Source organism: Lysinibacillus sp. NPDC095746, assembly GCF_044763535.1.
Taxonomy (GTDB): domain Bacteria; phylum Bacillota; class Bacilli; order Bacillales_A; family Planococcaceae; genus Lysinibacillus.
Genome location: NZ_JBIWGL010000018.1, coordinates 75,074 through 100,878 on the forward strand (window position 1 = coordinate 75,074; position 25,805 = coordinate 100,878).

At 35.9% G+C, this 25,805-nt stretch carries 26 protein-coding genes and 1 riboswitch; of the genes, 15 read left to right on the plus strand and 11 right to left on the minus strand.

Features of this window, described 5'->3' with window-relative positions; genetic code table 11:
* The first annotated feature begins 426 nt into the window (after positions 1 to 426).
* Complete coding sequence (locus tag ACIQ7N_RS14595; RefSeq protein WP_132361265.1) at positions 427 to 1,827, plus strand: amino acid permease; 1,401 nt, start codon at positions 427 to 429, stop codon at positions 1,825 to 1,827.
* 168 nt (positions 1,828 to 1,995) lie between these two features.
* On the opposite strand, the gene ACIQ7N_RS14600 is transcribed toward ACIQ7N_RS14595, so the two are convergent.
* A complete protein-coding gene (locus ACIQ7N_RS14600) occupies positions 1,996 to 2,385 on the minus strand; it encodes a RidA family protein (RefSeq protein ID WP_402933247.1) in 390 nt (129 codons plus the stop codon).
* Positions 2,386 to 2,823: 438 nt separating this feature from the next.
* Here ACIQ7N_RS14600 and ACIQ7N_RS14605 point away from each other — a divergent pair, with 438 nt between their 5' ends.
* Positions 2,824 to 3,867 (plus strand): AI-2E family transporter, encoded by a 1,044-nt coding sequence (locus tag ACIQ7N_RS14605; RefSeq protein WP_132361269.1) that lies wholly within the window; start codon positions 2,824 to 2,826, stop codon positions 3,865 to 3,867.
* Between the two features lie 155 nt (positions 3,868 to 4,022).
* Here ACIQ7N_RS14605 and ACIQ7N_RS14610 read toward each other — a convergent pair whose 3' ends face one another.
* Positions 4,023 to 5,378, minus strand: coding sequence for an MATE family efflux transporter (locus tag ACIQ7N_RS14610; RefSeq protein ID WP_248717421.1), 1,356 nt, complete (start codon positions 5,376 to 5,378; stop codon positions 4,023 to 4,025).
* The gene (locus ACIQ7N_RS14615) at positions 5,365 to 5,832 is read right to left on the minus strand and encodes a GNAT family N-acetyltransferase (protein WP_402933250.1); all 468 of its coding nucleotides are present in this window, start codon (positions 5,830 to 5,832) and stop codon (positions 5,365 to 5,367) included. Before ACIQ7N_RS14615 ends, ACIQ7N_RS14610 begins: the two co-directional genes overlap by 14 nt.
* Positions 5,833 to 5,960: 128 nt before the next feature.
* Here ACIQ7N_RS14615 and ACIQ7N_RS14620 point away from each other — a divergent pair, with 128 nt between their 5' ends.
* Together ACIQ7N_RS14620 and ACIQ7N_RS14625 are read left to right on the plus strand one after the other, a co-directional pair.
* Positions 5,961 to 6,791: a MerR family transcriptional regulator gene (locus tag ACIQ7N_RS14620; RefSeq protein ID WP_402933252.1), complete on the plus strand. Its 831-nt coding sequence runs from the start codon at positions 5,961 to 5,963 to the stop codon at positions 6,789 to 6,791.
* Between the two features lie 532 nt (positions 6,792 to 7,323).
* Entirely contained in the window at positions 7,324 to 8,499 is a 1,176-nt protein-coding gene (locus tag ACIQ7N_RS14625; RefSeq protein WP_402933255.1) for a DUF4272 domain-containing protein, read from the plus strand.
* Positions 8,500 to 8,547: 48 nt separating this feature from the next.
* On the opposite strand, the gene ACIQ7N_RS14630 is transcribed toward ACIQ7N_RS14625, so the two are convergent.
* From ACIQ7N_RS14630 to ACIQ7N_RS14640, 3 genes are all read right to left on the minus strand, one after another.
* Positions 8,548 to 9,972, minus strand: coding sequence for an erythromycin esterase family protein (locus ACIQ7N_RS14630; RefSeq protein WP_402933258.1), 1,425 nt, complete (start codon positions 9,970 to 9,972; stop codon positions 8,548 to 8,550).
* 181 nt (positions 9,973 to 10,153) lie between these two features.
* Complete coding sequence (locus ACIQ7N_RS14635) at positions 10,154 to 10,507, minus strand: hypothetical protein (protein WP_402933261.1); 354 nt, start codon at positions 10,505 to 10,507, stop codon at positions 10,154 to 10,156.
* A gap of 24 nt (positions 10,508 to 10,531) precedes the next feature.
* Positions 10,532 to 11,227: a DUF2225 domain-containing protein gene (locus tag ACIQ7N_RS14640; protein WP_248717416.1), complete on the minus strand. Its 696-nt coding sequence runs from the start codon at positions 11,225 to 11,227 to the stop codon at positions 10,532 to 10,534.
* Between the two features lie 563 nt (positions 11,228 to 11,790).
* Between ACIQ7N_RS14640 and ACIQ7N_RS14645 the strand changes: the two genes are divergently transcribed.
* Complete coding sequence (locus ACIQ7N_RS14645) at positions 11,791 to 12,564, plus strand: Cof-type HAD-IIB family hydrolase (RefSeq protein WP_402933264.1); 774 nt, start codon at positions 11,791 to 11,793, stop codon at positions 12,562 to 12,564.
* Positions 12,565 to 12,749: 185 nt separating this feature from the next.
* Positions 12,750 to 13,346, plus strand: a complete 597-nt coding sequence (locus ACIQ7N_RS14650) for a DedA family protein (protein ID WP_402933267.1) — start codon at positions 12,750 to 12,752, stop codon at positions 13,344 to 13,346.
* 95 nt (positions 13,347 to 13,441) lie between these two features.
* Here the strand turns inward: ACIQ7N_RS14650 and ACIQ7N_RS14655 are convergent, their stop codons facing one another.
* The 3 genes from ACIQ7N_RS14655 to ACIQ7N_RS14665 form a co-directional block, all read right to left on the minus strand.
* Positions 13,442 to 14,179, minus strand: coding sequence for a cyclase family protein (locus tag ACIQ7N_RS14655; protein WP_402933270.1), 738 nt, complete (start codon positions 14,177 to 14,179; stop codon positions 13,442 to 13,444).
* Positions 14,180 to 14,273: 94 nt separating this feature from the next.
* A riboswitch (SAM riboswitch) is annotated at positions 14,274 to 14,380 on the minus strand.
* 147 nt (positions 14,381 to 14,527) lie between these two features.
* Complete coding sequence (locus ACIQ7N_RS14660; RefSeq protein WP_402933273.1) at positions 14,528 to 14,938, minus strand: YuzC family spore coat inner layer protein; 411 nt, start codon at positions 14,936 to 14,938, stop codon at positions 14,528 to 14,530.
* Between the two features lie 221 nt (positions 14,939 to 15,159).
* Positions 15,160 to 16,344 (minus strand): MFS transporter, encoded by a 1,185-nt coding sequence (locus ACIQ7N_RS14665; RefSeq protein WP_402933276.1) that lies wholly within the window; start codon positions 16,342 to 16,344, stop codon positions 15,160 to 15,162.
* A 110-nt stretch (positions 16,345 to 16,454) separates the two neighbouring features.
* Here ACIQ7N_RS14665 and ACIQ7N_RS14670 point away from each other — a divergent pair, with 110 nt between their 5' ends.
* Positions 16,455 to 16,838, plus strand: a complete 384-nt coding sequence (locus tag ACIQ7N_RS14670; protein ID WP_132361292.1) for a winged helix-turn-helix transcriptional regulator — start codon at positions 16,455 to 16,457, stop codon at positions 16,836 to 16,838.
* Between the two features lie 80 nt (positions 16,839 to 16,918).
* On the opposite strand, the gene ACIQ7N_RS14675 is transcribed toward ACIQ7N_RS14670, so the two are convergent.
* On the minus strand, positions 16,919 to 17,764 hold the full coding sequence (locus ACIQ7N_RS14675; RefSeq protein ID WP_402933278.1) for an aldo/keto reductase: 846 nt from the start codon (positions 17,762 to 17,764) through the stop codon (positions 16,919 to 16,921).
* A 279-nt stretch (positions 17,765 to 18,043) separates the two neighbouring features.
* On the opposite strand from ACIQ7N_RS14675, the gene ACIQ7N_RS14680 reads away from it, so the two are divergent.
* The 8 genes from ACIQ7N_RS14680 (at position 18,044) to ACIQ7N_RS14715 (ending at position 25,328) form a co-directional block, all read left to right on the plus strand.
* Entirely contained in the window at positions 18,044 to 18,490 is a 447-nt protein-coding gene (locus ACIQ7N_RS14680) for a VOC family protein (protein WP_402933281.1), read from the plus strand.
* 244 nt (positions 18,491 to 18,734) lie between these two features.
* Positions 18,735 to 19,403 carry a response regulator transcription factor gene (locus ACIQ7N_RS14685; RefSeq protein ID WP_274066732.1) on the plus strand — a complete coding sequence of 223 codons (669 nt, stop codon included), beginning with the start codon at positions 18,735 to 18,737 and terminating at the stop codon, positions 19,401 to 19,403.
* The gene (locus ACIQ7N_RS14690) at positions 19,400 to 20,761 is read left to right on the plus strand and encodes a sensor histidine kinase (RefSeq protein ID WP_402933284.1); all 1,362 of its coding nucleotides are present in this window, start codon (positions 19,400 to 19,402) and stop codon (positions 20,759 to 20,761) included. Before ACIQ7N_RS14685 ends, ACIQ7N_RS14690 begins: the two co-directional genes overlap by 4 nt.
* 536 nt (positions 20,762 to 21,297) lie before the next feature.
* The gene (locus ACIQ7N_RS14695; RefSeq protein WP_402933286.1) at positions 21,298 to 22,209 is read left to right on the plus strand and encodes an ABC transporter ATP-binding protein; all 912 of its coding nucleotides are present in this window, start codon (positions 21,298 to 21,300) and stop codon (positions 22,207 to 22,209) included.
* The gene (locus ACIQ7N_RS14700) at positions 22,206 to 22,916 is read left to right on the plus strand and encodes an ABC transporter permease (RefSeq protein WP_402933288.1); all 711 of its coding nucleotides are present in this window, start codon (positions 22,206 to 22,208) and stop codon (positions 22,914 to 22,916) included. Before ACIQ7N_RS14695 ends, ACIQ7N_RS14700 begins: the two co-directional genes overlap by 4 nt.
* On the plus strand, positions 22,916 to 23,650 hold the full coding sequence (locus tag ACIQ7N_RS14705; RefSeq protein WP_402933290.1) for an ABC transporter permease: 735 nt from the start codon (positions 22,916 to 22,918) through the stop codon (positions 23,648 to 23,650). The genes ACIQ7N_RS14700 and ACIQ7N_RS14705 overlap by 1 nt, the downstream gene beginning before the upstream one ends.
* Before the next feature lie 73 nt (positions 23,651 to 23,723).
* Positions 23,724 to 24,986, plus strand: coding sequence for an erythromycin esterase family protein (locus tag ACIQ7N_RS14710; protein WP_402933293.1), 1,263 nt, complete (start codon positions 23,724 to 23,726; stop codon positions 24,984 to 24,986).
* 183 nt (positions 24,987 to 25,169) lie between these two features.
* Positions 25,170 to 25,328, plus strand: a complete 159-nt coding sequence (locus tag ACIQ7N_RS14715) for a DUF1540 domain-containing protein (RefSeq protein ID WP_082172635.1) — start codon at positions 25,170 to 25,172, stop codon at positions 25,326 to 25,328.
* 44 nt (positions 25,329 to 25,372) lie between these two features.
* Here the strand turns inward: ACIQ7N_RS14715 and ACIQ7N_RS14720 are convergent, their stop codons facing one another.
* Positions 25,373 to 25,618 (minus strand): group-specific protein, encoded by a 246-nt coding sequence (locus tag ACIQ7N_RS14720; RefSeq protein WP_402933296.1) that lies wholly within the window; start codon positions 25,616 to 25,618, stop codon positions 25,373 to 25,375.
* Positions 25,619 to 25,805 lie beyond the last annotated feature (187 nt).

A 25,805-nucleotide genomic window follows, 5' to 3' on the forward strand; every position in this document is an offset into this window, starting at 1 on the left:
TTGATTTACTAGTTTGGATAGTTTCTTATAGAAATAAGTCTCTACAGAGGATTATAATAGGCGGTGGAATTTCAATTTGAGATGCTTATGCTTTTCTTTATTGAAATCATATTTACAACATCTAATGTATAGTGAAAGAATGGCAAGTGAAGTCATTGAGAAGGAAATAACCGAGCTTTTTATAGAGTTATTACAAGAAGAAAAAGCAAAGTAGCCGCCGTTATGATTCTGGTGAAATGGGCATTTTAAGATTGTTAAAAGTTTCATATAAATGAACTTCTATTACCTCATTTTCAAGTAAAAAGATAAATTGTTATAATAATCTAATTGTTGACTCAATTCGAAAATGCGGATAATATACTGTTTATTGATAAAAATACATAAAAATGAAATTTTATTTTCTTTTTTGAAAGTGGAGTGGTTATTATGGCGAATTTTTTACGAAAGAAATCAATCGAGCAAGCCAATAAAATAACTGAAGTCGAACGTTTTAAACTAAAGCGTGAACTAGGGTCGTTGCAATTATTGCTGTACGTACTAGGGGCTACAATAGGAGCTGGCATTTTTGTGTTGCCAGGAACTACAGCTGCTCTACATGCGGGTCCGGGTGTTGTTGTTTCATTCTTAATAGGTGGTCTTGTAACAATAGCAGTTGGATTAGCCTATGTTGAATTCGCAGCGATGGCTCCTGTTGCCGGCAGTGCTTACACCTATTCTTATATTGCGTTAGGTGAAATGATTGCTTGGATAATCGGTTGGGATTTATTATTGGAATTTATCGTTATTTCTAGTACAGTCGCAGTTGGCTGGAGTGGCTACGTCAATTCGTTTTTACAATCTGTGGGAATTCACTTGCCAGAAGTTTTAACAAAGGATATTGCTCACGGTGGGATTGTAAATCTACCAGCTGTGGCTGGTTGGCTTATTGTAGCTTGGATTTCAATGAGTGGAATTAAAAATGTAGGTCGATCAAATATGTTATTTACAGCTGCAAAGGTTGGCGCGATTATCTTATTCCTTGCTATTGGGGCTTTTCACGTTAACCCTATAAACTGGACACCGTTTACACCGTTTGGCTGGTCAGGTGTAATGGCGGGAGCGGCACTAGTGTTCTTTGCCTTTACCGGATTTGATGGTGTCACAACAGTTCTTGAGGAAGTAAAAAATCCACAAAAAACAATACCAAAAGCTTTAATTGGTGGTCTAAGTATACTAACGCTTATTTATGCAATTGTTGCACTAGTATTAACAGGTATTGTACCATCTCCTGAGTTGGATGTTCCAAATCCTACTGTATATGCACTAGAATCTGTTGGGATTCAATGGGGAGGCGCTATCATAGCAGTATCAGTTATTTTTGGATTGCTTGCTACGATGATAGCAAATACAACAAGTGCGACACGCGTGCTGTTTGCAATGAGCCGAGATGGACTTTTACCAGAACGTATTGCACAAACAAATAAAAAAACAGGCGTACCTGTATTATCAACGTTAATTGTTGTTGTAACAGGCATTCTCTTATCGGGATTTTTATCGATCGGAGAATTAGCGGAATTTGCTAACATCGGCGGTTTAACTGCTTTTGCTTTAACAACAGTTAGTGTTGTTGTTCTTCGCTATACACGACCAAATCAACCACGTGTATTTAAAGTACCTGCGCTATGGCTTGTAGCAACTGTAGGTGTTGGAGGATGTATTGTATTAATTTTCAGTCTGCCGCCATTTACTATAGTGCGCTTTTTGATTTGGTTAGCGATAGGTTTAGTTATTTATATAGCCTATGGATACAAGCATGCTAAAATAAGCTCTAAAAATGAAGATCTATAAATAAGATGAAGAGTGCGAGAAATCAATTTTAGAAACGTTGATTTCTCGCACTTTTTTAATTATGAAACTTTACTTTAAAAATATACTTATGTCCCGGGCCCCGTTTTTATCACAAAATTTAATACGAATCTAGACGCACAACCTTGTTAGTTTCAACATATAATAAGTTTACATTTCCTTACAAGCCCAGGCATCAATCTCTACCTTTAGGGAAGGGGCTGCAAGCGCAACTACATACATTAATGTCATACACGGAAGGTGATCACCAAGAAAGTCGTTCATTATTTTTTTCCTATGATCTACATTCATTTCCCCAACCAAATAAAGGGTTATCTTCGTTAAATCTTGAATGTCCATATTCGCACTTTCAAGATTCTTTCTAATATTTTCGAATGCCAATTTCATTTGAGTTAATGGCTCTTCAGGTATTGTCCCGTCTTCTTCCATGCCTATTTGTCCAGATAGTGTTAACCATCTCTGTGGTCCTGTTACTTCTATTTGATGTACATAGGGAGCAACTGGTTGATGAATGTCCTTCGGGTTTCTAGCAATTTTCACATAATCAATCCTTTCTATATAATTTTAGTTTACAATTTTTATAAAAATATCATACTAAGACTAAAGATAAAAAAATCTAATTTTAGTACTATCATAAAAGAACTTACATTGGCTATGATGGTGTTCAAAGGGTTATAATAGACTAATAAAATTAAGGCTTATAACGCTGATACAGCTTTCAAAAATATTGTTATTAATTTGATAAGGCATACTATTCTTTTCGCTCCTTGGATGCATTAATTTCTTATGAGACTTATAAAGCGCAAGTATTTAAGTCTTATTCTAAGTTTTAATGGAAATAATAATCCAATGAAGGGGGGCATTTACATAAGAATGATACGTAATGTTTTACATCAATTTATTAATTGTTTTTGTTCACTTGATAGCGAAATCCAGGCAGTAAAGGCCACGAAGCCGTTTTGTAGAAGGAGTGAATACATGAGTAATTTCTTTCGAAGTCATGGATTTAAACGTTTTTTAATCCTGGCTGGGATCGCTATTGCATTATATATGATGCGGAGTATGATCAATCTAATTCTTCTCACGTTCATTATTACTTACTTGATGAATCAACTTACCACGAAGACAACAAAAGAGGTTAGAAAGTACGTACGGATGAACGAGAAGGCTGTAACAGTTACCCTCTATCTTTTGCTTGTTGCAGGTATTGTTGCAATTATCTACAAGTATTTGCCAGTCGTAACCCAACAAATTACACAGCTCTTTGATCTTATTGCTAGCTTTAGTCTTAACCCAAATGATAACGAGATTGCAAGGTATTTAGCGCCAACCTTTGACAAAATTGAACTAGGTAAATATTTAGAGCAAGGTGTAGACCTCACGCTGAAAAACCTTACGAATATTGGTAAAATCATTTTGCATATATTCATTGCACTAATTCTGAGCTTGTTTATTTTACTTGAAAAGAAACGTATTACGGAATTTACAGCGAAATTTAAAGATAGCAAAATGAGCCATCTCTACGATGAATTACATTATTTCTCAAGGATATTCATTCGTTCTTTCGGTAAAGTTATTGAGGCGCAGTTCATTATTGCTGCTGTCAACTGTGTTTTATCTGTTATTGCTTTATACATTATGGGCTTCCCGCATTTAATTGCGCTGGGAATCATGCTCTTTATACTGGGGTTAGTGCCAGTTGCAGGGGTCATCATGTCCTTGATTCCTCTAACTATAATCGCATACAGTATCGGTGGTCCTATGTACATTGTCTATATCTTAGTTATTGTTATGGTACTACATGCTATGGAGGCATACTTCCTAAATCCAAAGCTAATGTCAGCTAAGACAAATCTTCCAATTTTCTATACATTCATGGTCATTCTCTTCTCCGAGCATTTTCTTGGTGTATGGGGATTAATTATTGGTATTCCATTATTCATGTTCCTTCTCGATATTCTCGGAGTTACGTCCTCAGAAGATGAACTGCAACGGGCAATGGAAATACAAGAAGACAAATAAAGTGAATAAAGTTTCATTTAAAAAGGAATCAAGTATGTATGATTCCTTTTTTTCATTGGCTAGTTTGGAAATTTCGAAGTCCATAGTTTGGCAGTATAGCGGATGGCCTAAACAGTTAACCCCCTTTCGATTATTGCATTGAAAGGGGGTTAACATTAATGTGCCTTTAAGGAACTTGCTTCTGAGAAAATAGTAGGTGTTTTTGTCTTCATGAATATAAAAATTAGTAATGCGGTAATACCCTCTGCGGCGGGGAATGTCCACCAAATAGCTTGTGGGCCAAGTAATTTAGGCAATAGTACGAGAGCAGGGATAAATAGTATAATACTGCGAAGTAACATTATAGTTGTTGCAAGACGTATTCTTTCAATGGATTGGAAGAATTCCGCAAAGACCATGTTCACGCCGAGGAATACATACCCAATTGCAAAGTGTACAAAGCCTTGCGCTGCCATATTACGAATTTCAAACGTACTATCACCGAATAATGCTATTAGCTGAGAAGGGAATAACGTAGCAATTATGACAGTAGTTAAACCGAGAATAAATGCAGTGGCTATACCGATTTTCAATAACGCTGTTAATCTCTCGATTAATCTCGCACCGTAGTGATAACTAACGAGGGGCTGTAGTGCCATGCCGATACCGAGGAATACTGTTAATAGTACGGTATGAATATAGTTAATCATCGCGTAGGCGGTCACTCCATCTGAGCCCAAATAGTGTAAAAATGTCACATTATATAAAATAACCATAATAGCGACGGAGGCTTCAACAATAAAGCTTGGTAACCCAATAGCGAATATTTTCTTTAAATCAGCTAGGTTGAAAAACTTACGCACAAACTTTAATTCGGATTGCTTTCGGAAGAAATGTAGGCAAAGCACGGACATACCGATTATTGTGGAAAGTGCTGTAGCCAGGGCACAGCCAGTTACACCGTAGTGGAGCACGAAAATAAAAATGTAGTTTAAAATAATGTTTAACACAGATGTAGTGATTAAACCCATCATTGCAAGCTTTGGATTGCCATCATTTCGAATAAAAATGCTAAGTAAGTTTTCAATTGTGTAGAACACACCGAAAATCAAAATAACATGTAAGTACTCTTGTACATAAGGAAATGTAGCATCACTTGCGCCGAATATATAGGAGATTTCCTTTAAATTTAATAAAAGTATTAGAATGAGTGTCATAACGACAACGATCATAGTTGTAAATGCTAATGTAAAGAGCTGGTTCGCTCTTTTTTTATTGCCCTCACCGAGAGAAATTGAAAATAGTGTTGCCCCACCCATACCAATCCAAAGGGAAATAGATAGTAAAATCGAAAAAATAGGTACGGCGATATTTACCCCCGCTAAAGCGGTTGGTCCAACTCCGTGACTAACGAAAATACCATCCACTAAAATATTCACTGACATTAGTAACATACCAATCATAGCTGGAAATAAGTATGATAAAAACAAGGGCTTCAGCGGTCTTGTTTCAATTGGATTAATGGTAGTCATGAGCATGTACCTCCTTTACCATCACCTTTTCACCTTTGTCATCTAGCTCACCGTTAAAGACGAACCCAAACTTCTTATATAACTGAATAGCTACTATATTGTTGTCATAAACGCTTAAATATATATTTTGACAGCTGTATTTAGCTACTAAATAATTGATAAGCAGCTGTAAAAAGTATTTTCCTAATCCTTTGTGCTGATAACGCTCATCAATGAAAAAGCGATCTAACCAAACACGCTGTGTATTGTCCTTATGTGGAAACACACCATACATAGCGAAGCCGACTGCATTATCTTCCCTATACAATCCAACAGGAATAAAGCGTTTGTCTGTTTCTGCTTCCGCTAAACATTGCTTTGTACTTTCAATAAAATCTTGCTGATAATCAGCAATACGTAATGCTAATATTTTCTCTTTGTTTAAAGCCGTAATGTCACGAATTTCCGTGAACATAATGTCAAAACCTTTCTGTTTTTAATTTCTTTCAGCCATGCATTGTTTATTGTAGTGGCATAATTGATTGTGAATAGCTACAATTTAATGTATATAGTAACTATATAGTCAAGGAGGGAAACTTAAAAATGTTTAATAAAAATGTAAAATATTTTACAACTGGTGAGTTCGCTAAAATTTGTAAGGTTAATAAACAAACGTTAATCTACTACGATCAAATCGGTTTATTGTCACCCATTATGAAGGATAGTAAGGACTATCGTTATTATTCCATTGCACAATATGAATTTTTTAGTGTGATTGAGCTATTAAAGGCGGTTGGTATGTCTTTAAAGGATATTCAAAAATATATGGCAGAAAAATCACCTGAAAATTTCTTAAATTTAATGTATCAGCAAAAGGAAATTGTAGCGAAAAAACGTCGAGAGCTGGAGATGATTGAAAGCATTATTGATGTAAAAATCGATTTAACAAAAGAAGCCTTACACATTGATTTTGATAGCATTACGGTTGAACATTTGCCAGAGGCAACGTTGTATTTAAGTAAAAATATCGAGGATTCGACAGAAGAACAATTTACGAAGGCTATTTCAGATTTTATTGATGAATTAGATCGCTCTCAATTAGACACGGGTTACCCCATTGGGGGGATTACAAGAAGAGGGCAAATATTAGCTGGAAACTATGATAATTATAGTTTCTTGTATATAGAGCAGCCACACCCGCGAGAAGGTCATCCTTATTTTGAAGCGATTGAAGGGGATTTTATTGTAGGATATCATGTAGGAAATTCCACTACACTTGGTGAATCTTACGAGCGATTATTTAAGGTCATGAGGGAAAAAGGCTTTGAACTAGGGGAATACGTATATGAGGAATACATTTATGACGCCGTGATTAAAAATCGGGAAGAGGATTATGTAACGAAAATTATGATAGAAATTAAAAAAGGTAGTTGATAAGTAGAGAAGTATAAAAAATACTTCCTTATAGAATATCTGAATGTGATTAAAGTGCGACTAGTGCTATAGAAAAAGTTCTGGGGGAAAATGGTAATGCGATTATCATATATTTTGAGCCTTTAAGGAAGTAAAATTTCGGTATTTATACATAAATTAAGCCTTGTTCTAATGAGGAAATGATATCCTGAAGATTATGAATCTAACGTAGAACGTAACATATGACTATTTATATGAGAGCATGATTTGTGTAGCAACTTAGCGTTATCGTGTTTTGTCGATTATTATTGATGGCCCGGATTCGAAATTATTTTAGCAGAATTACAGCCAAGTGTAGAGACGTTATTTGAATGGGTGAGCGGCAGTGAAGTAGAAAGGCTTATCGCGATACGAACGGTATGGCAAATGATGCAGCAAGAAATGGAAGACATTGCTTGCTTTTTGGAAGGAAAACGAACTACTACGAAAAAATAAACAGCAGTTTAGCCAAGCTCTTGTAGGCTATAGTAGGTGAATAAAAGGGGAGAGAAGAATGAACTATTTCACTATATTTGCATCTAAGAACAACATTGACGATATTGAAGTGAAAATTTCAGATGTTTTTACAAAAGGCTTTGCTATCGAAAAAAATGACAATGAGTATGTTATAAAATCGAAGGCGCTGTTTAAAAAATATAAATTAATAATTAGAGTGATGGCTGAAGATACGAATCCAGATTACTTCGCTAATAATATTCCTGGGATGATGGGGTATTACGACAATTTTCCTTTTGAAGATGACCATTTAAAAGAATTAGTTTTGAGTCAAATAGCTGTTTTAAATACAGTAATTGCAATCGAAGCGGAAAAAGAGATAAATGAAGAACAGATGCAGTTATTTACGAACCTATTATCAAGAATAGGAGGGATTGGCTTTTTAGCGAATGGCACTTTACTAGACGCTGAAGGGAACGTTATTGTTTATCCGAACGGGCAATCAGGACCATCTGACTTTAGACCCCAAGCTTGTACACGAAAGGTAAGGGGACAAGAGGTGTCATCAGAAGAAGGCGAACAAAGAAAAAATAAAACGATAGCATATTTAAAAGAAAAAGCTGTTCCATATACAGCTTCCCTTCCCCAACTCCCAACAATAGAGGCTTGTCAGTTTAAAACCCAAGAAGACATTGCTAGAAGAGCTGTAGCCCTGTTAATTGTCATTCAATTTGCCTGTGATGTGGCGCAAGGTGGAAATGTAGAAGAATCGCGAGACTTTTTCATCAATATGTTACGCACATATAAAGTGGAAGACTATCTAACTAGCAATGAAAGAGACTTTTTACAAGCTTCAGAACCAGATGTGCAAGAAGCCATTAATATTTCATGGCAATACGAGGCTTATTGGACACTTATTTGGGCACTTGGATTTGTTGAGAAGCTCGATTTTCCTGATGAAGTGTGTGATTGCGAGTATGCCATTCAAGTAGTTTCTAACTGTGAAACGTTTGAACAATTTTATCTTCAAACTGTCATGCGTAGTCAGGAAGAGATATTGGATGAAGCCGACAAGATTTACAGATACCATTGGGCTTGTGTAGATAGTCGGATAAAAGACCAAGCGGCTCCTGCCGGGATAAATGAAAGCATCGTCATGGAAAGGAGAAGAGGCTTGTTCTGGATGATAGGGCATCGAAGTGAAGACTGGGATAACATGTCGATGGATACTTAAAAGAAAATAGCAAACTAGTTTTTTTGCTAGTTTGCTATTTTTATATGCTTATTTTATATAATGAGGTTTACTTACTTTATCAATCAGCAGAAGGCCATCATATTGATCTCGTGGAACAAGACTTTCCTGAATCATTCCCCAGCTATACGATAAACGTGGCTCAAACATCCATGAGTTTCCACGCTCATTTTGACGGTTTCGCATGTCGATAAATGTGTACGGTTTATTTGAAGATGAAGCAATATCCTCGATTGATCCTTTTACTGGCGGTAAAACGGCCATAGGCTCACCCATATTGTTTGCTGTTTCCCCACCAGCCATATAAAGACCAAGCACATAACTATATTTCTTGTAAATATCTGGTAGACGTTCACCCATTAATTTTACTGGATAAGGAGAACCCATTACTTCGGATTGTGCCTTACGAATATGGTCATTATGGGCCCAGACGATGAACTTTTCAGTTGGATAAATGTCCTCTGCTAACCAAAGAAGGTTTTCCATCATTGATTGGTCGCGCCATTCCATTGTCTTTAAAAAAGAATCATATTTATTGTGCTCAAGTTCAATATTTGCTTGAATCGATAGTTCTACATATTCGTCTGCTAAACGGATACGGTCAGCTAATGTACGTTCCATAAGTTTTACAATATGAGACTCTCCCGGATAAGCTGCTTTTAACTCGTTTTCTTTTAGCTGTACTTGTGATTTTACTTGTTTATACACGTCGATAATGCTTGGTTTCGCCTTTTGATAGCCTTTTAAATCTGTACCAGAACTCCAGTCAACAAGTTTCTCCTCTACTTCACTTAACTGTCTAGCAAGCTTGCTATTTTGTAGCCAGTTGCCGTTTGTGAATGCACCTTGCTGTTGAATATCAAAGCCCGCTAATTTTAAAGGTTTATCGGTATTCTGTGTTTTTTTAGCATACTCAAATAACGGTAGTGTTTCTTTTGACCACCATACACCAAAAATAGCATCCTTCATTGTTTGTTGCGCTGCTTGTTTATCAATTTGTCCTTGAGCATTCATAGCATTCCCCATACCGCTTTCAAAGGCTAGGACATTGTAGCCCATTTCTTGGTGTAAAAATTGAATTAAACGTGTTTTTGCTAAGCTGAATTCTGCTGCGCCATGTGAACTTTCCCCTAAAAAAACAATGCGCTTATCATGCAATAAAGGCTTTAGCATCTCTAAATCTTCAAATTTAGTGGATGGGATGTTTTGTTGACCAACTGTTTCAGGTTGAATGGATGTTAAGCTGTAAGCATGGTCATTTGTCCACTTTTTCCAATCTTGAAGTGTTTCATTGGATGTGCGGGCTTGCTTTACTTCTAAATTGTTCTCGAAAGCTACACGTTCTTCTATCGCTGGAACTGCTGCCGATGCATTTGATACTCCGCTGAACGCTGTAAAGCTTGCTAACGCAATACTTAATGATAATAAAACCTTACGATTCTTACTTTTCGTCACTTTCTACCAGTCCTTCGCTATATGTTAAGGTCAATTATAGATAGTGAAGTTTAAAGTAAAAGGGGAGTTTGTTTAAATTTTGTTTAAATTTGGTTGAGTGTTATTATTTTGGATTATTTGAGCGGAGGCAGATAAAAAAACATCTCCATAGCGTTTGTACACTGTAGAGATGTTAACTATTTTATTTATAGTGATACGTGCTAGCTCTCGAATTATTCCGCTGTATTTGATTGAACCATGCACGATTCTTTTCCTCTTCTTTTAAAGTATGAACGATGGTTGATGAGCAGCTCACACAGATTTTTGCCTGAGTAATTTGTCCACAGCGTTCACAGGGGGCGCCTAAGTTAGGAAAAATTGATTTTTTTAATTTCCCTGCTTTTACCCATTTATAGAGTAACTCAGATGAAACCCCAGTTAATGCAACTACCTCATCATTTGTTAAATAGCGATTATTTTTTCTTAGTAAAAAATGATGTAGTTCTGAAAAAATATCTTCTTCTCTTACATCAATCCTTTTAGTAAATAGCTGCATAATTATGACTCTCCTCGTTTTACTTTAATTGATGACTTCTTCTATCATTTTATTTGCGTTGTTCGGTTGCTCATCATATTTATAGTTTTCCCAGCGATTACGTGCTAGTTTTCGATATTTATTGGAAATATTTCGATCTGCTATTAATCGAGAGAATCCTTTTTTCGCCTCGGCAATATCTCCAAGTCGGAGGCTTAATTCGGCATGTAAATATTGAATTCTCTCTCCGCCCTCTTGATTGGATGCAAAAGATTTGCTGTAAAAATCTCTAGCAGCAAAAAGGTAGCGCTTTTCCGATTCTTCATCATTTTTTAAGCGATATAGCCAGGCTATTTTTAAGGCGAAATTGGCCATAAGAAGTGACTCTTCCATTGATGCTCTTGATACAAGATAAGCTAATTTAAAGCTTACAATGGCATCATCAATCGTACGTTCCTTACGGATATCCATTGGTTTTTGTAGCTCTTTTATGTACAGTTCATCAATAAGAAGCATGAAAGGCCCATATGTTCTCGTCATAGATTTGTGGAAAGCATAGCCACAATGTGGACAAACGGCAACTTCATACAATAACGGGTTTAAGCCTTCGTAAACTGGCATGAAGTCTGTTTGCTCTTCGATAACTTTATAACGATTAGGGCGTACTTTATATGTGGTAAAATGCTTTTTGCAAAACTTGCAATCCACACTACTTTCATAGTAGTAAATGTTAAATGCCATAAGAATCAACTCCTTTACATTCAGATGATTATTATTTCTTTTGTTCTATTTATATGGTGAATAGTATCGTTCAATGTATTTAATTTAGTTATCTTTATTTTAACAATTCTATGCTCTTTGGTATACTCCTTTAGAATTATTGAAATAAAAATGTTCATTACTTTCTTAGTTATTTGAAATTTCGATATGTACCCGTAATAGTGTTTATCGGTGTAGTTGGAGTAAGTTATACGGTTGGCTTAGCTTGTCATAAAACATACAAATGTTTTATTAACTACTAATTTTTTTTAATCTAGTTGCTGTATAGATAATAATGCCTATTTGGATATTTCTTCATGTAAAATGACAAGTATATTGATTAGGGAAATATAGGATATTATTAAGTGACAAAGCGTAGTCACCTAGGCACTCGTCTGTAGTGGAAAATGACATTTAAATGAGGGTGATCGGATTGGGGTTGGGCGATTTCTTGGAGATTATCGTCACAGGTATTACCCCAAATTGGGTCATGTTATAGTGAGGCCCTGATCGATATACTTAATAAAATCAGCAAGGAGAGAACGATGGATTATAAAATTGTATTCTTTGACGTAGATGGAACGCTTATAAATTATGAAGATGGTCGTATTGAAGAAAGTACAATGATCGCTATTGAGCAATTAAAAAACAATGGAATTCATATTGTTGCAGCTACAGGAAGACCTTTATCAATGTGCCAAGGTTTAAGAAGTATAGGTATAGATACGTTTATTACCGCTAATGGTGCCTATGTTAAGCATCAAGATCAAGTAATACATAAAATTCCTATTGCCAAGGAAATTGTCCACGCAGTTAAGGCTTTTGCTGAAAACAATAAACAAAGTCTGTCGTTTTTTACAGAACAATTATCGATGAATAACGTCCAAGAACAAGAGACATTAAAAGCCATGCAAGAAACATTATCTTTGCAAGAGTTTCCCGTTATTAATGAAGATATTTTAACGCAAGAGGTTTACTTAATGTGTTTATATGGCAACGAGGATATTGAGAAAAGGTATACTTTAAAATTCCCGCATTTATTATTTAAGAGGTGGCACCCTTACATTACAAATGTTTTGCAACATGATGTTTCCAAATCTATTGCTGTGCAGGCTGTACTAGATTATTTCGACTTGAGTCCTGAGGAAGCACTTGCTTTTGGTGATGGAGATAATGATATCGACATGCTGGAGCAGGTTGGCTTTGGTATTGCAATGGGCAACGGTAGTGAAGCATTAAAAAATGCCGCTAATTATGTAACGAAAAAATCAACAGAAGATGGTATTCATTATGCTCTACGTAAGCTGCAAATAATTTAATTATTTGAAAGTAAAATATGAATCAACCAGTCACTAAGAAAAAACTATATTTTTTTACGATACAACATGGATGAATGTTTTCATGGAGAAAATGTATTTAATCCATAATACTCATAATGTTGTCTCCTTTGAGTTATTATAAAGCTAACTATTAAAAATTATTACGCTTTAGATGGGGTGGATTTATGGCGCATCACGTACAATCTCTTATTGAACATTATGGATATTTTGGCATTATTCTTATCCTAATTGGGGGAATTGTCGGTCTGCCACTTCCTGATGAAATATTTTTGACATATGTAGGGTATAGCGTATATCGTGAAACTCTTGCACATATTCCAGCTTTAATCAGCGCTATGATAGGCGCGGCAGGGGGAATTACCCTGAGCTACTATATAGGCTATAAATTCGGACTACCTTTATTACGAAAATACGGTTCGAAAGTCCATATTACAGAACAGAAAATTGATTTTACTAAAAAATTATTTGAAAAAATTGGACCAATATTATTATTAATAGGGTATTTTATCCCTGGTGTACGTCATCTTACTGCATATATTGCAGCTATTAATAATTATCCTTATAAAAAATTTGCTTTCTTTGCTTATATAGGAGCAGCTTTATGGACATTTACTTTTATCACTTTAGGGAAGATACTTGGAGAGAAATGGCATTATGTTGAGTTATATTTATCCCGCTACAGTATTTATGTTATAGTATTGTTCATCATCATTATGTTCATCATTTATGTTGTTTTCAAAAGAAAGAATTCATCTAAATAAATTCAATAGCACAAGCCGATTCCGGACGTATTATGCCGATGCATAATGGATGAAAGGTCTAATTCAATATTTATTGAATCAGACCTTTTGCTATATTACGGTAATATTGCAAAGGAACGGACAGGGAATCCAGATGCTTTTTCAGGCTTTGGCACGATATTGAATATAGCAGCGCCCTTTGGAGGTAGCTTATCTAAATTTGTCATAAGCTCAATTTGATAAGTATCTTGCTCTAGCACAAAATATTCGCCGTCTAATTTTCCATTTCTACGGAAATCTGCTGCTGAATCCGTATCAAAAGTTTCGTGGCCAATAGCCCTTACTTGTCGTTCGTTGAATAAAAATTGTAATGCTTCTAATCCCCAGCCAGGAATATGATTATTGCCATCAGCGTCTTTGTTGCTGAAAGATTCTTTATCTGGCCAACGTTTACTCCAATCGGTACGGAACGCAACAAAGGTACCTGCTTCAATTTCCCCATTTTCAGCTTCAAAGTCAAGAATATCTTGAACACGTAACGTGTAGTCGTTATTTACTGCGGCTTCCTTCGATTTATCAATAACGATTAGTGGTAGCACTAGTTCTTTTAGCTCCAATTCCTCTAAATAGCGTGTATCTCGCACAAAATGGATAGGTGGGTCGATATGTGTTCCATATTGCCCTGGGAAAGTGAATTGCTGTGCAAAGAAGCCATCCTCATGTGAAAATAATGTTTCAAATTTAGCATCAGCAAACATAAAGAAATGTGGAGAATTTGGACCAAATGTATGCGTTAAGTCTACCCATTTTTTTGATTTCAATAGTTGAATTGCTTGTAAAAGTTCGTTTGTCATAATAGTTCCCTGCTTTCTTTTAATTAGAATGGAAAAATAAAAAAGAGCCCTCCTTGAAGAAGAGGACTCTTGTGCAAAGCAACTAAAGTAAGTCTTCTCATCTTTCAAGGCAGAATTTTGCCAATTGGAATTAGCACCATACCTATAGGGCTGGTTGCTGAGACTTCATAGGGCCAATCCCTCCGTCTCTCTTGATAAGAAAATGCGATATAAGAATTTTCAGAAATATTGTGTACAAACACTTTAGCATATTTTTTTATAGTTTACAAGCTTGATAGGGATACAAGGTTAAAATTCATAAAGATGCTAAAGGTAAAAGAAAGAGGCCCTCTTCAAAGGGCCAACTCTTCACCAACCTAAAATTAGTGTTAGCTTACAACAGCTACTTTCCGTAAATGTTATACGAAATCCATCTGGTGTATAGGTAGTATCGAATTTTACAGTAATGCCTGTTGAAGCAATTAACTTTTCAACTTCTGTTTTATTTGATTGTTGTGCTGCGTTCATAAGATCGTGTGCAAATTGCTCGGATTCATCAATTTTATCCGTAAGTAATTGTGCTTGCTGCATAATAACCTTAATCCGATTCGCGGAAGTCTTTAATTTCTTTGTATTGACGATTGGAAATGGACTTCTATTCATAGGGGGTGTCGGCATTGCTAGATGGCTGGAAGGGTGTTGATTTGTTGGTTGATTTGCCATTACCCATGCCGGATAGTAATGAGGATAGACAAAAAACGGATAAGGATTGTAATACAACTAAATTCCTCCTATCCTATAGCTGATACAGTATCTTATGTACAATATAGACTTTCGGTGTTAACAGCTGATGCTTTCAAGCTCTTTTGGGAATCGGTTCACGGCATTAGAATTTTTTAAGGCTTATTTTTGACGATACTTTCCTTAAAATTGGATAAAAACAAAAAGGAAGCCTTGTGTATGGTTAAGGCTTCCTTTCGTTCTTGTTATTCTAGGGAAATCTATTGTTTATTTCTATCGAAGTGTAACGTTAGGAAGGTAGTAACTGCAGCAATCATCACCATTACGAATCCATATATAGGGGTATGAGCTAATGATTGGAGGTTAACAATCATTCCTCCAATGTATGATCCTAGAAAAATACCAATGTTAAAGGCCGAAATATTTAATGCTGAAGCCATTGAAATAGCCGATGGTGTATATTTTTCTGAAAGCTGAACGGCATAAAGCTGTAATCCTGGTACATTCATAAACATAAATAGCCCCATCATAAAGACCATTATTAATCCTATGATGGATGATTCTAAAAAGAAGTTGATGCCGAGTAGTGCTAATGCTAATCCTATAAAGATCATAAAGATAGAGCGTAAAGGGTTATTATTCGCAAAATGACCACCTAATGTATTACCAATGGCAACACAAATACCGTATACAACTAAGATCACGATAATTGCCTTTGGTGAGTAGCCCATATACTGCTCTAAAATAGGAGAAACATAGGTGTATACGACGAATGCGCCACCATACCCAATTGCAGTAATAAAGAGAATTAATAACATTCGAATATTCCCTAAAACTTTACCAATATCTAAAATGGATATTGGATTACCTTTCGATAAGTGACTTGGCACAAGCAGGGCATTACTAATTAATCCAATAATACCTATGATAACTATGAAAATAAACGACATTCGCCAATCAGTTACTTGTCCAATAAAAGTTCCTAGTGGGACACCAGTCACAGTCGCTAATGTTAGTCCTGTAAACATAAAAGCTATTGCACTTGCTCGTTTATTCGGTGCCACAACATCTGCAGCTATCACAGAGGCAATGGACATAAACACACCATGTGCCAATGCTGAAATAACACGCCCAGTTAGTAGTAATGGAAATGAGGGAGCTAAGGCTGCAAGTAAATTACCGATAATAAACAGCACCATAACGAGCAGTAACACATTTTTGCGACTTAGGCGCGATGTTAATGCTGTTAAAAGCGGTGCACCAATCGTTACACCTAGTGCATATATGGATACGGTTAAACCTGCAGTACTTAATGTTATATTAAAATCTTTTGTAATTAATGGAAGTAATCCGATGCTTATAAATTCTGTAGAGCCGATACCAAATGCACTGATGGCAAGTGCAAGCAATGTGAATTTAGCATTTGGCGCTTTTGTAGCTTTCATTCTATTACTATCTCCTTTGATTTTTTGTATAGTGTATAGTAATATTCATACATGCCAGAAAGTTACGTAGGGTACTTTTAGTTACTTTTGAATATTACAGGAGGTTTACAATGAAAAAAGTTTATAATATTGGTGTCGAAGCCACTCTTGAAGTAATTGGGGGTAAATGGAAACCTATTATTCTTTGTCATCTTAACCACCATGGTCAGATTCGTACGAATGAATTTCGCCGATTGATTCCAGGCATTTCTCAAAAAATGCTAACAAGCCAATTACGTGAGTTAGAGCAGTCTGGATTAATTAATCGTAAGGTTTTCAATCAAGTACCGCCAAAAGTTGAATATTCGTTAACACCTTATGGTCAAGAGATGGACCCTGTGCTGAACATCCTTTGCACTTGGGGTGAAAAACATATCGAAATGCTACAAGATAAAGGTGAAGATGTACTGTTAATGCAACGTGACGAAGATATCGCAATAAAGCATACATCTTAAATAGATTGGAAAGAGACTGTCTGAAAAGTTTTCTCTACTAAGAAAATAAGACAGTCTCTTTTATGTTTACAAGCTATCGTTTACATGACAAAATCAAACTCATCTGGGTTTGGTCCAACACGTTGATCTAGATTCATAGCGTTAATGATTGCCATCTCTTCATTAGTTAAATGGAAATCAAAAATATCAGCGTTTTGAATCATACGTTCTTTGCGCACAGATTTTGGAATTGTGACGATACCATGTTGAATATCCCAGCGCAAGATAACTTGAGGATTTGATTTCCCGTATTTTTCTGCTATTTTTGAAATAGTCTCATTATCAAGAAGTCCACCTTGCATTAATGGTGCCCAAGCTTCCAGTTGTATATTGTGCTCTTCACAGAATGAACGTAGCTCCGTTTGTTGTAATCGTGGATGTAGTTCCACTTGGTTAATAACGGGTTTGATACGAGCTGTTTTCAGAAGATCTTGTAAGTGTGATACATGGAAATTACATACCCCAATAGCTTTTATTTTCCCTTGACCGTATAAATCTTCGAGTGCTCTCCAAGCTTCTGCAAATTTATTTTTACCTGGCCAATGAATAAGATAAAGATCTAAATAATCTAGCCCTAATTTTTCTAAGCTATCCTCGTAAGCTGCGATTGTCTCTTCATAGCTCAGGCCATCGTTCCAGACTTTAGATGTAATAAATAAATCTTCACGTTGTAAACCAGTAGATGCTAGCGCCTGTCTAATACCTTCACCAACCCCGGCCTCATTGCCATAAATAGCAGCAGTATCGATACTACGGTAACCGATCTCGATAGCATTTTTCACCATTTCTGCTGTAGCTTCATTTTCTACTTTAAATACGCCTAAACCCATTCCTGGCATTTGTAAGCCATTATTTAATGTGATTATATCTTGTAAATGATTGATCATTTTTTTGTCCTCCGATTTTTGTTAGTGCTTTGATTGCTTTCTTATTATGCTTTCATGCCATAGCAAAAAAAAGTACGCACTTTTTGGTTTCATAGAAACGTGGAGGTAACTTTTGTGGAATATCAATGGTTCGCGGTAAAAAATTTTTATTAGTGCAAGTGGTTCAGCCTCTGCGTTATTTACAAATAACGGTATATTACCGAATATACAGTTTGTGGAAGGGGATTCAATGCTTGAAATAGAATAAGTAATTAATACTTTTAAAAAGGAGAGAGTGGGATGAATCGTTTAAATTTAATCACGTTGGGTGTAAAGGATATGATAGAGTCTCTTAGTTTTTATCGTGAGGGTCTGGGATTTGAAGTGATGGTTTATGGTGAAGAAACAAACCCGGATGTTATTTTCTTTAATAATGGGGGGACAAAAATTTCCCTGTTTCCGATTGATCGTTTAGTAAAAGATATTAACGAAGCAAATCCACCTGTGATAGGAGATAGCTTTAACGGAATTACCCTCGCTTATAATGGAAAATCTAAAGAAGAGGTAGACCAAGTATTTGATTTAGCTAAAAAGGCAGGAGCTAAAATCGTCAAGGAGCCAGAAACTGTATTCTGGGGTGGCTATAGTGGCTATTTCCAAGATCCAAACGGCTATTATTGGGAAGTTGCCTATGGGGACATGTGGCAGTTTGATGATAATGATATGTTGATTATTACTAATAATTAAAGTTATAGACGTATTTGGGAAATCCAAATACGTTTTTTAATGTTAGCTTGTTTTATGCAAGGCATAATTGATAGTCATCGCTCAACTTTTTAATTTTATCGATCCTACCTAACCCTACGATGTTCGAGCTTTTATTAAATGAATCTCTCACTTTACGTACAACGATTGAGTACAAATCTATGAAATCGTATAATACAGAATAACATTTATTTCTAAAATCTAGCTTAGATTGGGAGGACTACCATTGTATCGCATATTGTACATAGAAGACGAAAAAGAGATTGGTCAATGGGTTACAAAGGATTTAACAGAAAGAGGATATGAGGTTACATGGCTTGAATCTGGTGAAGGGATCGATCAGCACATGGCATCTAAGGATATTGCTATATTGGATGTAATGCTACCGGGCTTAGATGGCTTTTCGATTGGCAAAAGAATTAAGCGAGAAAATAAAGAAATCCCGATTTTAATGCTGTCAGCTCGAACTGCTGTAGAGGATAAAATAGAGGGACTTAACTTCGCAGATGATTATTTGACGAAGCCATTTCATCCAGATGAACTTATAGCCCGTGTAGAGGTTTTACTAAGAAGATATCAAAAGAATGATGATGTGTTAGATCTTCAGCATCTAAAAATTTATACGAAAGATATGCGGATTATCAATAAGCAGACCGATGAAGAAATTCAATTAACAGGTAAGCAGTTCTATTTATTACAGTATTTTATTCGCCATTTAAATCAAATTTTAACGAAGGAACAGCTTTATGAAGGTGTTTGGGGTGAAAGTTACATAGAAGGCGATAAAACATTAATGGTGCATATTCGATACTTAAGAGAAAAAATAGAAATTAATCCAGCCAAACCGACGATTATCGAAACTATTCGAGGTATTGGATATAGGGTGAAGCTATGAAATTTTTTCGATCATTATTAGCTAAGTATATGTTTATCATTCTGCTCGCTATTTCTATTGTTCAAATAGCCTATCTCGTCATTCCCCTTTTTGTTTTAGGGATTGCCAAAAATGGTGAAGATGATCTTTCAAAGGGAGCTGAGATTGAGAGTAAAGTAGAGGAAAAATGGCATGCAGAAGCTAAAAGTATAAAAAACATGACAGAAGAAGCAATTGTACAACATTTTGAAAGTTGGAAGAAACAATACCCTAAAGCATCTATGTTTTGGGTAGGTGAGGATGGTACATTGCTTACAACATTGAATGTGACTGAGCAACTGCCATTAAAGTGGTCACCGGCATTTACAACTAAGTTTATAAAAGAACGCTATGGTGGAGATCCATTTACTGTCATTGCTTTTTTAGGTGAGGATGAATCGAATGGATTTATCGTTTTAGAAATTCCAAAAGAAGTGTTTAAGCCACCAATTAGGGGTGTTTATGAAAAATATGGGACCTTTGTATTTTTCGGTGTTATTGCGATTATTTTATTTTTCGTTATAGTCTCCTTTTTATTTTTCAAAGGGATTCGGAAACGACTGTTGCACCTTCAGGAAGCGATGGAACTTCGTGATGTAGATGGTCTACCTATTGAAACAAAGGTCAAGAAGAAGGATGAAATCGGTCAGCTTGAACATAGCTTTAATCGCATGGTGTGCGAGCTTAGGGAGAGTAAAAATCGTGAGCAAAAGGAAGAACAGCTAAGACGTGAATTGATTGCTAATTTATCACATGATTTACGAACACCATTAACGAAAATACGAGCGCAATCCTATTCAATTAGTAAAGAGGCATTATCAGAGGATGGAAAGCAAGCGATTAAGGCAATGGAAACATCGATTGTTAGTGTTGACGCTTTAATAGAAAATTTAATGTCTTATACATTGCTGATGGCTAGTAAATATAAATTTGAGGCGAAAGAAATCAACGTTATACGTTTTGTACGTGAGCAAATGACTACATGGTATTCAGTGTTTGAAAAAGAAGGCTTTGAAATCGATATTGAACTACATTCATTTGAGAAAAATGAATGGCAAGTGGATCCGATTTGGCTTGGACGTATATTTGATAACCTATTTCAAAATATATTACGTCATGCGAGTAGCGGGAAATATATTGGCGTCGAAACCGAATCAACGGAGCGCTATGATGCATTTATTATAAAGGATCACGGAAATGGAATGAAAAATGAATCCAATGCGAAAGGTGCCGGTATCGGCTTATCGATTGTTGATATTATGGTGAAGGGCATGGATTTAGAGTGGGATATTGAGTCCAGCGAATCCGGCACACAGATTAAAATTAAACATAATAAATAACATGTTTCATTTCAGCAATTGTCCAAACAGTATGCCAGAAAAGCTTATGGCATGCTGTTTATTAGATTACAGGTAAAAAAATGTGTAGATTCCTGTGGGAAAGCATAGAGAGCTTTACGGTCTAGTGATAAGGCATACATATGATTTAAATTGATCCATCGTCGTAAGTTAGATAACATTTTTGTTAAAACGTTTATCATGCGAATAGGTTGATTGGAGTGGAGGCTAGGCGACTCCTTGGGGATTAGCGATGTAGAGGAACGAAGGCTAAAACCATCACGTCCTGTGATAACGCCTTCGTGACCAACATCGTGTTGGCCCGAGACTCTGTAGCGAGCAACGCGAGTGAAGCGGCTCATCGGACGCCCCCAGGAAGCTCTGCTCTGCGCGAAAGCGTAGCGACAGCAACAAAGCGCCTAGCCGGAACGGAAATCAACCCCACGTTATGGTATAGAGCATTTTTTAAACAAAATTTAAACTTGAGCCTTACCTGTTTTTAACCTTCATTTCTTATGATAATTACAGAGGTGAGGACAATGGAATATATCGTACAAACAGAAAACTTATCAAAGAGCTTTGGTAAAGAGCAAGCTGTATCAAATATAAATTTAAAAATACGTAAAGGTGAAATATATGGGTTTTTAGGACCGAATGGAGCAGGAAAAACGACGACGATTCGTATGCTTCTTGGTCTAATGAAGCCATCTTCTGGGACAATCAAAATCTTCCAAAAAGATTTAAAGAAGGAACGAATTAATATTTTAGCAAAGGTTGGTTCATTAGTAGAGAACCCTTCCTATTATCCACATTTAACGGCCTATGAAAATTTAGAAGCATTAAGAAAAATTTTAGGTGTACCGAAGTCACGCATCGATGAAGTATTAGAAATTGTTCGTTTGAAGGATGCTGCAAATAAAAAAGTAAAAGGCTTTTCTCTTGGGATGAAGCAACGTTTAGGTATTGCTGCATCATTGTTACATAATCCTGAATTACTTATTTTAGATGAACCAACGAATGGACTTGATCCATCTGGTATTATCGAAATTCGTAATTTGATTAAACGACTTCCTGAAGAATATGGCATGACAATTATTATTTCGAGTCATCTATTATCTGAAATAGATCAAATGGCAACGCAAGTGGGCATTGTGACAAAGGGGAAAATGATTTTCCAAGATTCAATTGAAGCAATGCGTAGATTTGCTCAGCCAAAGGTAGTCATTAAAGTGAGCGATAGTGAAAAGGGCTGGCGTTCACTAGTTGCAAATGGTATTAAAGCAGAACATAAGGATGACCTCATTTTATTCGATGAATGCTCAGATGAAAAAGTGGCACATATTGTACAAATCCTTGTACAAGAAGGTATCTCGGTTTATCGAGTAGAGGAAGAAAAACGATCTTTAGAGGAAATTTTCCTTCAAATGACAACAGGAGAGCAAGCGCTATGATAGGAAAACTATTAACTTCTGACTTTTTGAAAATTAAACGCAAAGGATTATGGTTTTTAACAGCTTTAGGACCAATCGGTGTTGTTGCCATGCAAATGGTGAATTACGGTATAAGGAAGGACTATTTGTTAGAGCAAAGCGAGGACGATTGGGGCTACTACTTATTAAATGTTCATGCATTTACCCCACTTGCTATCGTTTTAGGGATTGCTATTTTAACTTCATTTATAGCGAGCATTGAAAATGAAACCAATGCGTGGAAGCAACTAATTGCACTGCCTGTGTCTAAATTAACAGTGTATTTATCAAAATTCACTGTTCTAGCAATTTTATTGTTTATGTCTTCTACGATTTTAATGCTATTGTCAATGGCTTATGGAGTGTTTTTAGATTTAGGTGACAGCATACCATATGTTGAAATTGCTAAATTTGCTTATTATCCATTTTTTTCTTCGTTGCCAATATTGGCACTTCAGCTTTGGATTGCAAGCGTTTGTCATAATCAGGGGATACCCATTACAGTAGGTATTTTCGGTGTGATTTTTGCTTATTCGTCATTTGTATTGCCTGACTGGATGATTTGGAAATGGCCATCGTTAATGAATCAATGGGATGAGCCCATTATTAATGTCATGCTTGGAGTGGGCATAGGTATTTTACTGTATATTATCGGAATGATAGATTTTGCTAGAAGGGATGTAAAGTAATGGGGTCTATACTGAGCGCTGAATGGTTTAAATTACGCAAATCTAAAATGGTGCCATTAATTTTTGCGGGGCCTATAATCGGACTTTTTATCGGATTAACATCAAATTTTAGTGGCATGTCAAATTCTGGGATTAATGAATGGTATAGCTCATTAATTTCTATGAATTTATTGTATGCATTATTATTTCTACCTTTAATTTCAGGAGTATTTGCGAGTCTTATTTGTCGATATGAACATCAATCTGGTGGCTGGAAACAACTTTTAGCACTACCTGTGACAAGAGGGAAAGTGTTTGTTGCAAAGTATGTATTAATTATGCTTCTTGTGATGGCGATGCAAATACTATATTTATGTTCTATATATATAGTGGGTATTATGAAAGGCTACTCAGATCCTTTCCCAATGGAAATTGTGTGGAAAAGTATTCTTGGCGGATGGCTAGCAACAATGCCATTAGTAGCGTTGCAGCTATGGACGTCCATCATGTTTAAAAGTTTTGCTGCTCCATTTGCAGTAAACGTTACTTTTACTTTACCGTCTATACTAGCAGTCAATTCTGCACGTTTTGGACCTTACTATCCATGGGGACAGCCCTTCTTGATGATGAATGTAGGTGGCAATACAGGTGATGTATTCTTCGTGCCTTGGGATCAATTATTAACAGTTGTAGGAGGAGGATTCGTACTGTTTTTCCTTGGAGGATATTTATATTTCCAACGAAAAGCTGTATAAAGTGAAGTGGGGATTTACTTCATCCCCACTTAGTCTTCACCATTCAGTTAACTTTTAAGGGAGATTTTTAAAAATGGTATTTGTTAAAAAGAGTTTTTTATTCATTTCAGCATTATTTCTTTTGGTATCTCTAGCGGGCTGTGGAAAGGGAGAAGCTATTAAGGATGCTGCAAAATATACATCAGCGATTGAAGATATCGATATTCCAAATGATGTGAAAGTAGTTGGTTTTGGAGAAGCAACACATGGAAACGTTGAATTCCAAACATTAAAGAAGGATGTATTTAAGGCTCTAATTAAAAATGAAAATGTTCGTGTTTTTGTTTTAGAAGGTGATTTTGGTGGTGCTCAGCAAATTAATCAGTTTATTTTAAAAGGTACTGGCACAGCTGAGGAAGCGGTAAAAGCTTTAGATTATGGAATCTATAAAACGGAGCAAATGATTGAGTTTGTTCAGTGGATGCATGATTATAACTTGACTGCCGATGAGAAAGATAAAATTTATTTTTACGGTAACGATATGCAACGCTATGATTATAGTAAAAAAGGGTTACTAGATTATTACGAAGTGGTTAATAGTGAAGGTGCTAAGAAATATAAGGCACAGCTAAAAGATGTAACGAATAAAACAATGAGAGATTTATCAACTAGTCAGCTAGAGGAGCTTGATAAAAATATTGATGCCATCATAAAGGATTTGCAAACTAATAAAGACTCTTATGAAAAGCAATCCTCGAAAGAAGCACATTTATTTGCTGCTCAATATGCACAAATCATCAAGCAACGCACGCAATTATTTTTAAATGACAGCAATTATATGAGTCTTCGTGATGAGTATTTAGCGAAAAACTTGCAATGGATCGTTGATTTTGAAGCGGCTCAAGGTCATGATAAAGTACTAATGTCTGCTCATAATGGGCATATAGAGAAAACTTCAGCGAATACGGCAGGATACAAATCTATGGGTCAACATCTAGACGAAGTGTATAAAGATGCGTACTTTGCTATTGGAACTGACTTTGTAAACAATACGTTTCAGGCACAAAATGGGTCTGGCGAAAGAAAAGATCATACAATTGAGCATCATAATGCATTAATAGATGCTTTCAGCGAAGTGAAGGAAAATATTTTCTATGTAGATTTTAAAAAGGCTAATGAATCTCAGGAGTTAGCTGACATCGTAGCAAAAAAACAAAGAATGGGTAATATCGGCGATGATTTTAGCTTTTGGTACAAGTTCACACAGATGCTTTATACGATTAAAATGACACCTGCTAAGGCATATGATGGCATGATAATTGTTCAAGAGGCAACACCGACAAAAGTTATTGAATAACATAAAAATGCTATTACCTAAATGAAGGCAATAGCATTTTTTATAATTATGGAACTTGAATTTCTTTACCAGAAGCCAATAAACATCAAAATAAGATGTCTATTTCTGTTTCATTACACCATCTAAATAAGTATTGAATACCTCTATTTTGTTAATGATAAAAAAAGAGGAGGTGTGGAAACGATGGCACAAGAAATTCTTTGTGAAGTCAATAACTGTACGTTTTGGAACTCTGGAAACAGATGTGGTGCAGAAAAAATCTATGTTGTAAGTCAAAAGGGACAGCAGGCATCTAATAGTGAAGAAACAGATTGTAAAACATTTAATCCTGAAACGCATTAAATCTAAAGGGTAACCATATAAATGGTTACCCTTTTCCCATATCTTTATAAATAGACATCAATTCTTTCCTTGTTAAATAAAAGTGCATGCGCGTTTTTTACTTTTTCCTCTACATAGTCTAATGAATACTGTCCATAGGAATCGGTTAAATCGCCAATTGCGCGAGATAAATTATCTATAATAGGAATCATCGTTTCTGAGTGAGTAAGTTCTTCACCTTTATTCATTTTATCAGTAATTTCATGAGCAAGATGTTGAATCTTTCTTAGTCGCAATTTTTCAGATTGCATGGAATCCTCCTTATTGAGCCAATTTATGATGCTTAAATATATGTTAAACAATACGATTTCATGAATGGTAATGGTTCTGGCAGGCGTTCAAAGTGATCAGGTCCGCGCCGAGAGTGATCGGGTTCGCCCCGAAAGTGATCGGGTATGACTCAAAAGTGATCAGGTCCGCGCCGAGAGTGATCGGGAC

Excerpts from the sequence above, each read along its gene's own strand:
- ACIQ7N_RS14625 (WP_402933255.1), top strand. The coding sequence starts at position 7,324 with ATGAACTATTTCACTATATTTGCATCTAAGAACAACATTGACGATATT.
- ACIQ7N_RS14645 (WP_402933264.1), top strand. The coding sequence starts at position 11,791 with ATGGATTATAAAATTGTATTCTTTGACGTAGATGGAACGCTTATAAAT.
- ACIQ7N_RS14595 (WP_132361265.1), top strand. The coding sequence starts at position 427 with ATGGCGAATTTTTTACGAAAGAAATCAATCGAGCAAGCCAATAAAATA.
- ACIQ7N_RS14610 (WP_248717421.1), bottom strand. The coding sequence starts at position 5,378 with ATGACTACCATTAATCCAATTGAAACAAGACCGCTGAAGCCCTTGTTT.
- ACIQ7N_RS14690 (WP_402933284.1), top strand. The coding sequence starts at position 19,400 with ATGAAATTTTTTCGATCATTATTAGCTAAGTATATGTTTATCATTCTG.
- ACIQ7N_RS14650 (WP_402933267.1), top strand. The coding sequence starts at position 12,750 with ATGGCGCATCACGTACAATCTCTTATTGAACATTATGGATATTTTGGC.
- ACIQ7N_RS14620 (WP_402933252.1), top strand. The coding sequence starts at position 5,961 with ATGTTTAATAAAAATGTAAAATATTTTACAACTGGTGAGTTCGCTAAA.
- ACIQ7N_RS14720 (WP_402933296.1), bottom strand. The coding sequence starts at position 25,618 with ATGCAATCTGAAAAATTGCGACTAAGAAAGATTCAACATCTTGCTCAT.
- ACIQ7N_RS14615 (WP_402933250.1), bottom strand. The coding sequence starts at position 5,832 with ATGTTCACGGAAATTCGTGACATTACGGCTTTAAACAAAGAGAAAATA.
- ACIQ7N_RS14670 (WP_132361292.1), top strand. The coding sequence starts at position 16,455 with ATGAAAAAAGTTTATAATATTGGTGTCGAAGCCACTCTTGAAGTAATT.
- ACIQ7N_RS14655 (WP_402933270.1), bottom strand. The coding sequence starts at position 14,179 with ATGACAAACGAACTTTTACAAGCAATTCAACTATTGAAATCAAAAAAA.
- ACIQ7N_RS14710 (WP_402933293.1), top strand. The coding sequence starts at position 23,724 with ATGGTATTTGTTAAAAAGAGTTTTTTATTCATTTCAGCATTATTTCTT.
- ACIQ7N_RS14695 (WP_402933286.1), top strand. The coding sequence starts at position 21,298 with ATGGAATATATCGTACAAACAGAAAACTTATCAAAGAGCTTTGGTAAA.
- ACIQ7N_RS14680 (WP_402933281.1), top strand. The coding sequence starts at position 18,044 with ATGAATCGTTTAAATTTAATCACGTTGGGTGTAAAGGATATGATAGAG.
- ACIQ7N_RS14675 (WP_402933278.1), bottom strand. The coding sequence starts at position 17,764 with ATGATCAATCATTTACAAGATATAATCACATTAAATAATGGCTTACAA.
- ACIQ7N_RS14635 (WP_402933261.1), bottom strand. The coding sequence starts at position 10,507 with ATGCAGCTATTTACTAAAAGGATTGATGTAAGAGAAGAAGATATTTTT.
- ACIQ7N_RS14665 (WP_402933276.1), bottom strand. The coding sequence starts at position 16,344 with ATGAAAGCTACAAAAGCGCCAAATGCTAAATTCACATTGCTTGCACTT.
- ACIQ7N_RS14705 (WP_402933290.1), top strand. The coding sequence starts at position 22,916 with ATGGGGTCTATACTGAGCGCTGAATGGTTTAAATTACGCAAATCTAAA.
- ACIQ7N_RS14605 (WP_132361269.1), top strand. The coding sequence starts at position 2,824 with ATGAGTAATTTCTTTCGAAGTCATGGATTTAAACGTTTTTTAATCCTG.
- ACIQ7N_RS14700 (WP_402933288.1), top strand. The coding sequence starts at position 22,206 with ATGATAGGAAAACTATTAACTTCTGACTTTTTGAAAATTAAACGCAAA.
- ACIQ7N_RS14715 (WP_082172635.1), top strand. The coding sequence starts at position 25,170 with ATGGCACAAGAAATTCTTTGTGAAGTCAATAACTGTACGTTTTGGAAC.
- ACIQ7N_RS14640 (WP_248717416.1), bottom strand. The coding sequence starts at position 11,227 with ATGGCATTTAACATTTACTACTATGAAAGTAGTGTGGATTGCAAGTTT.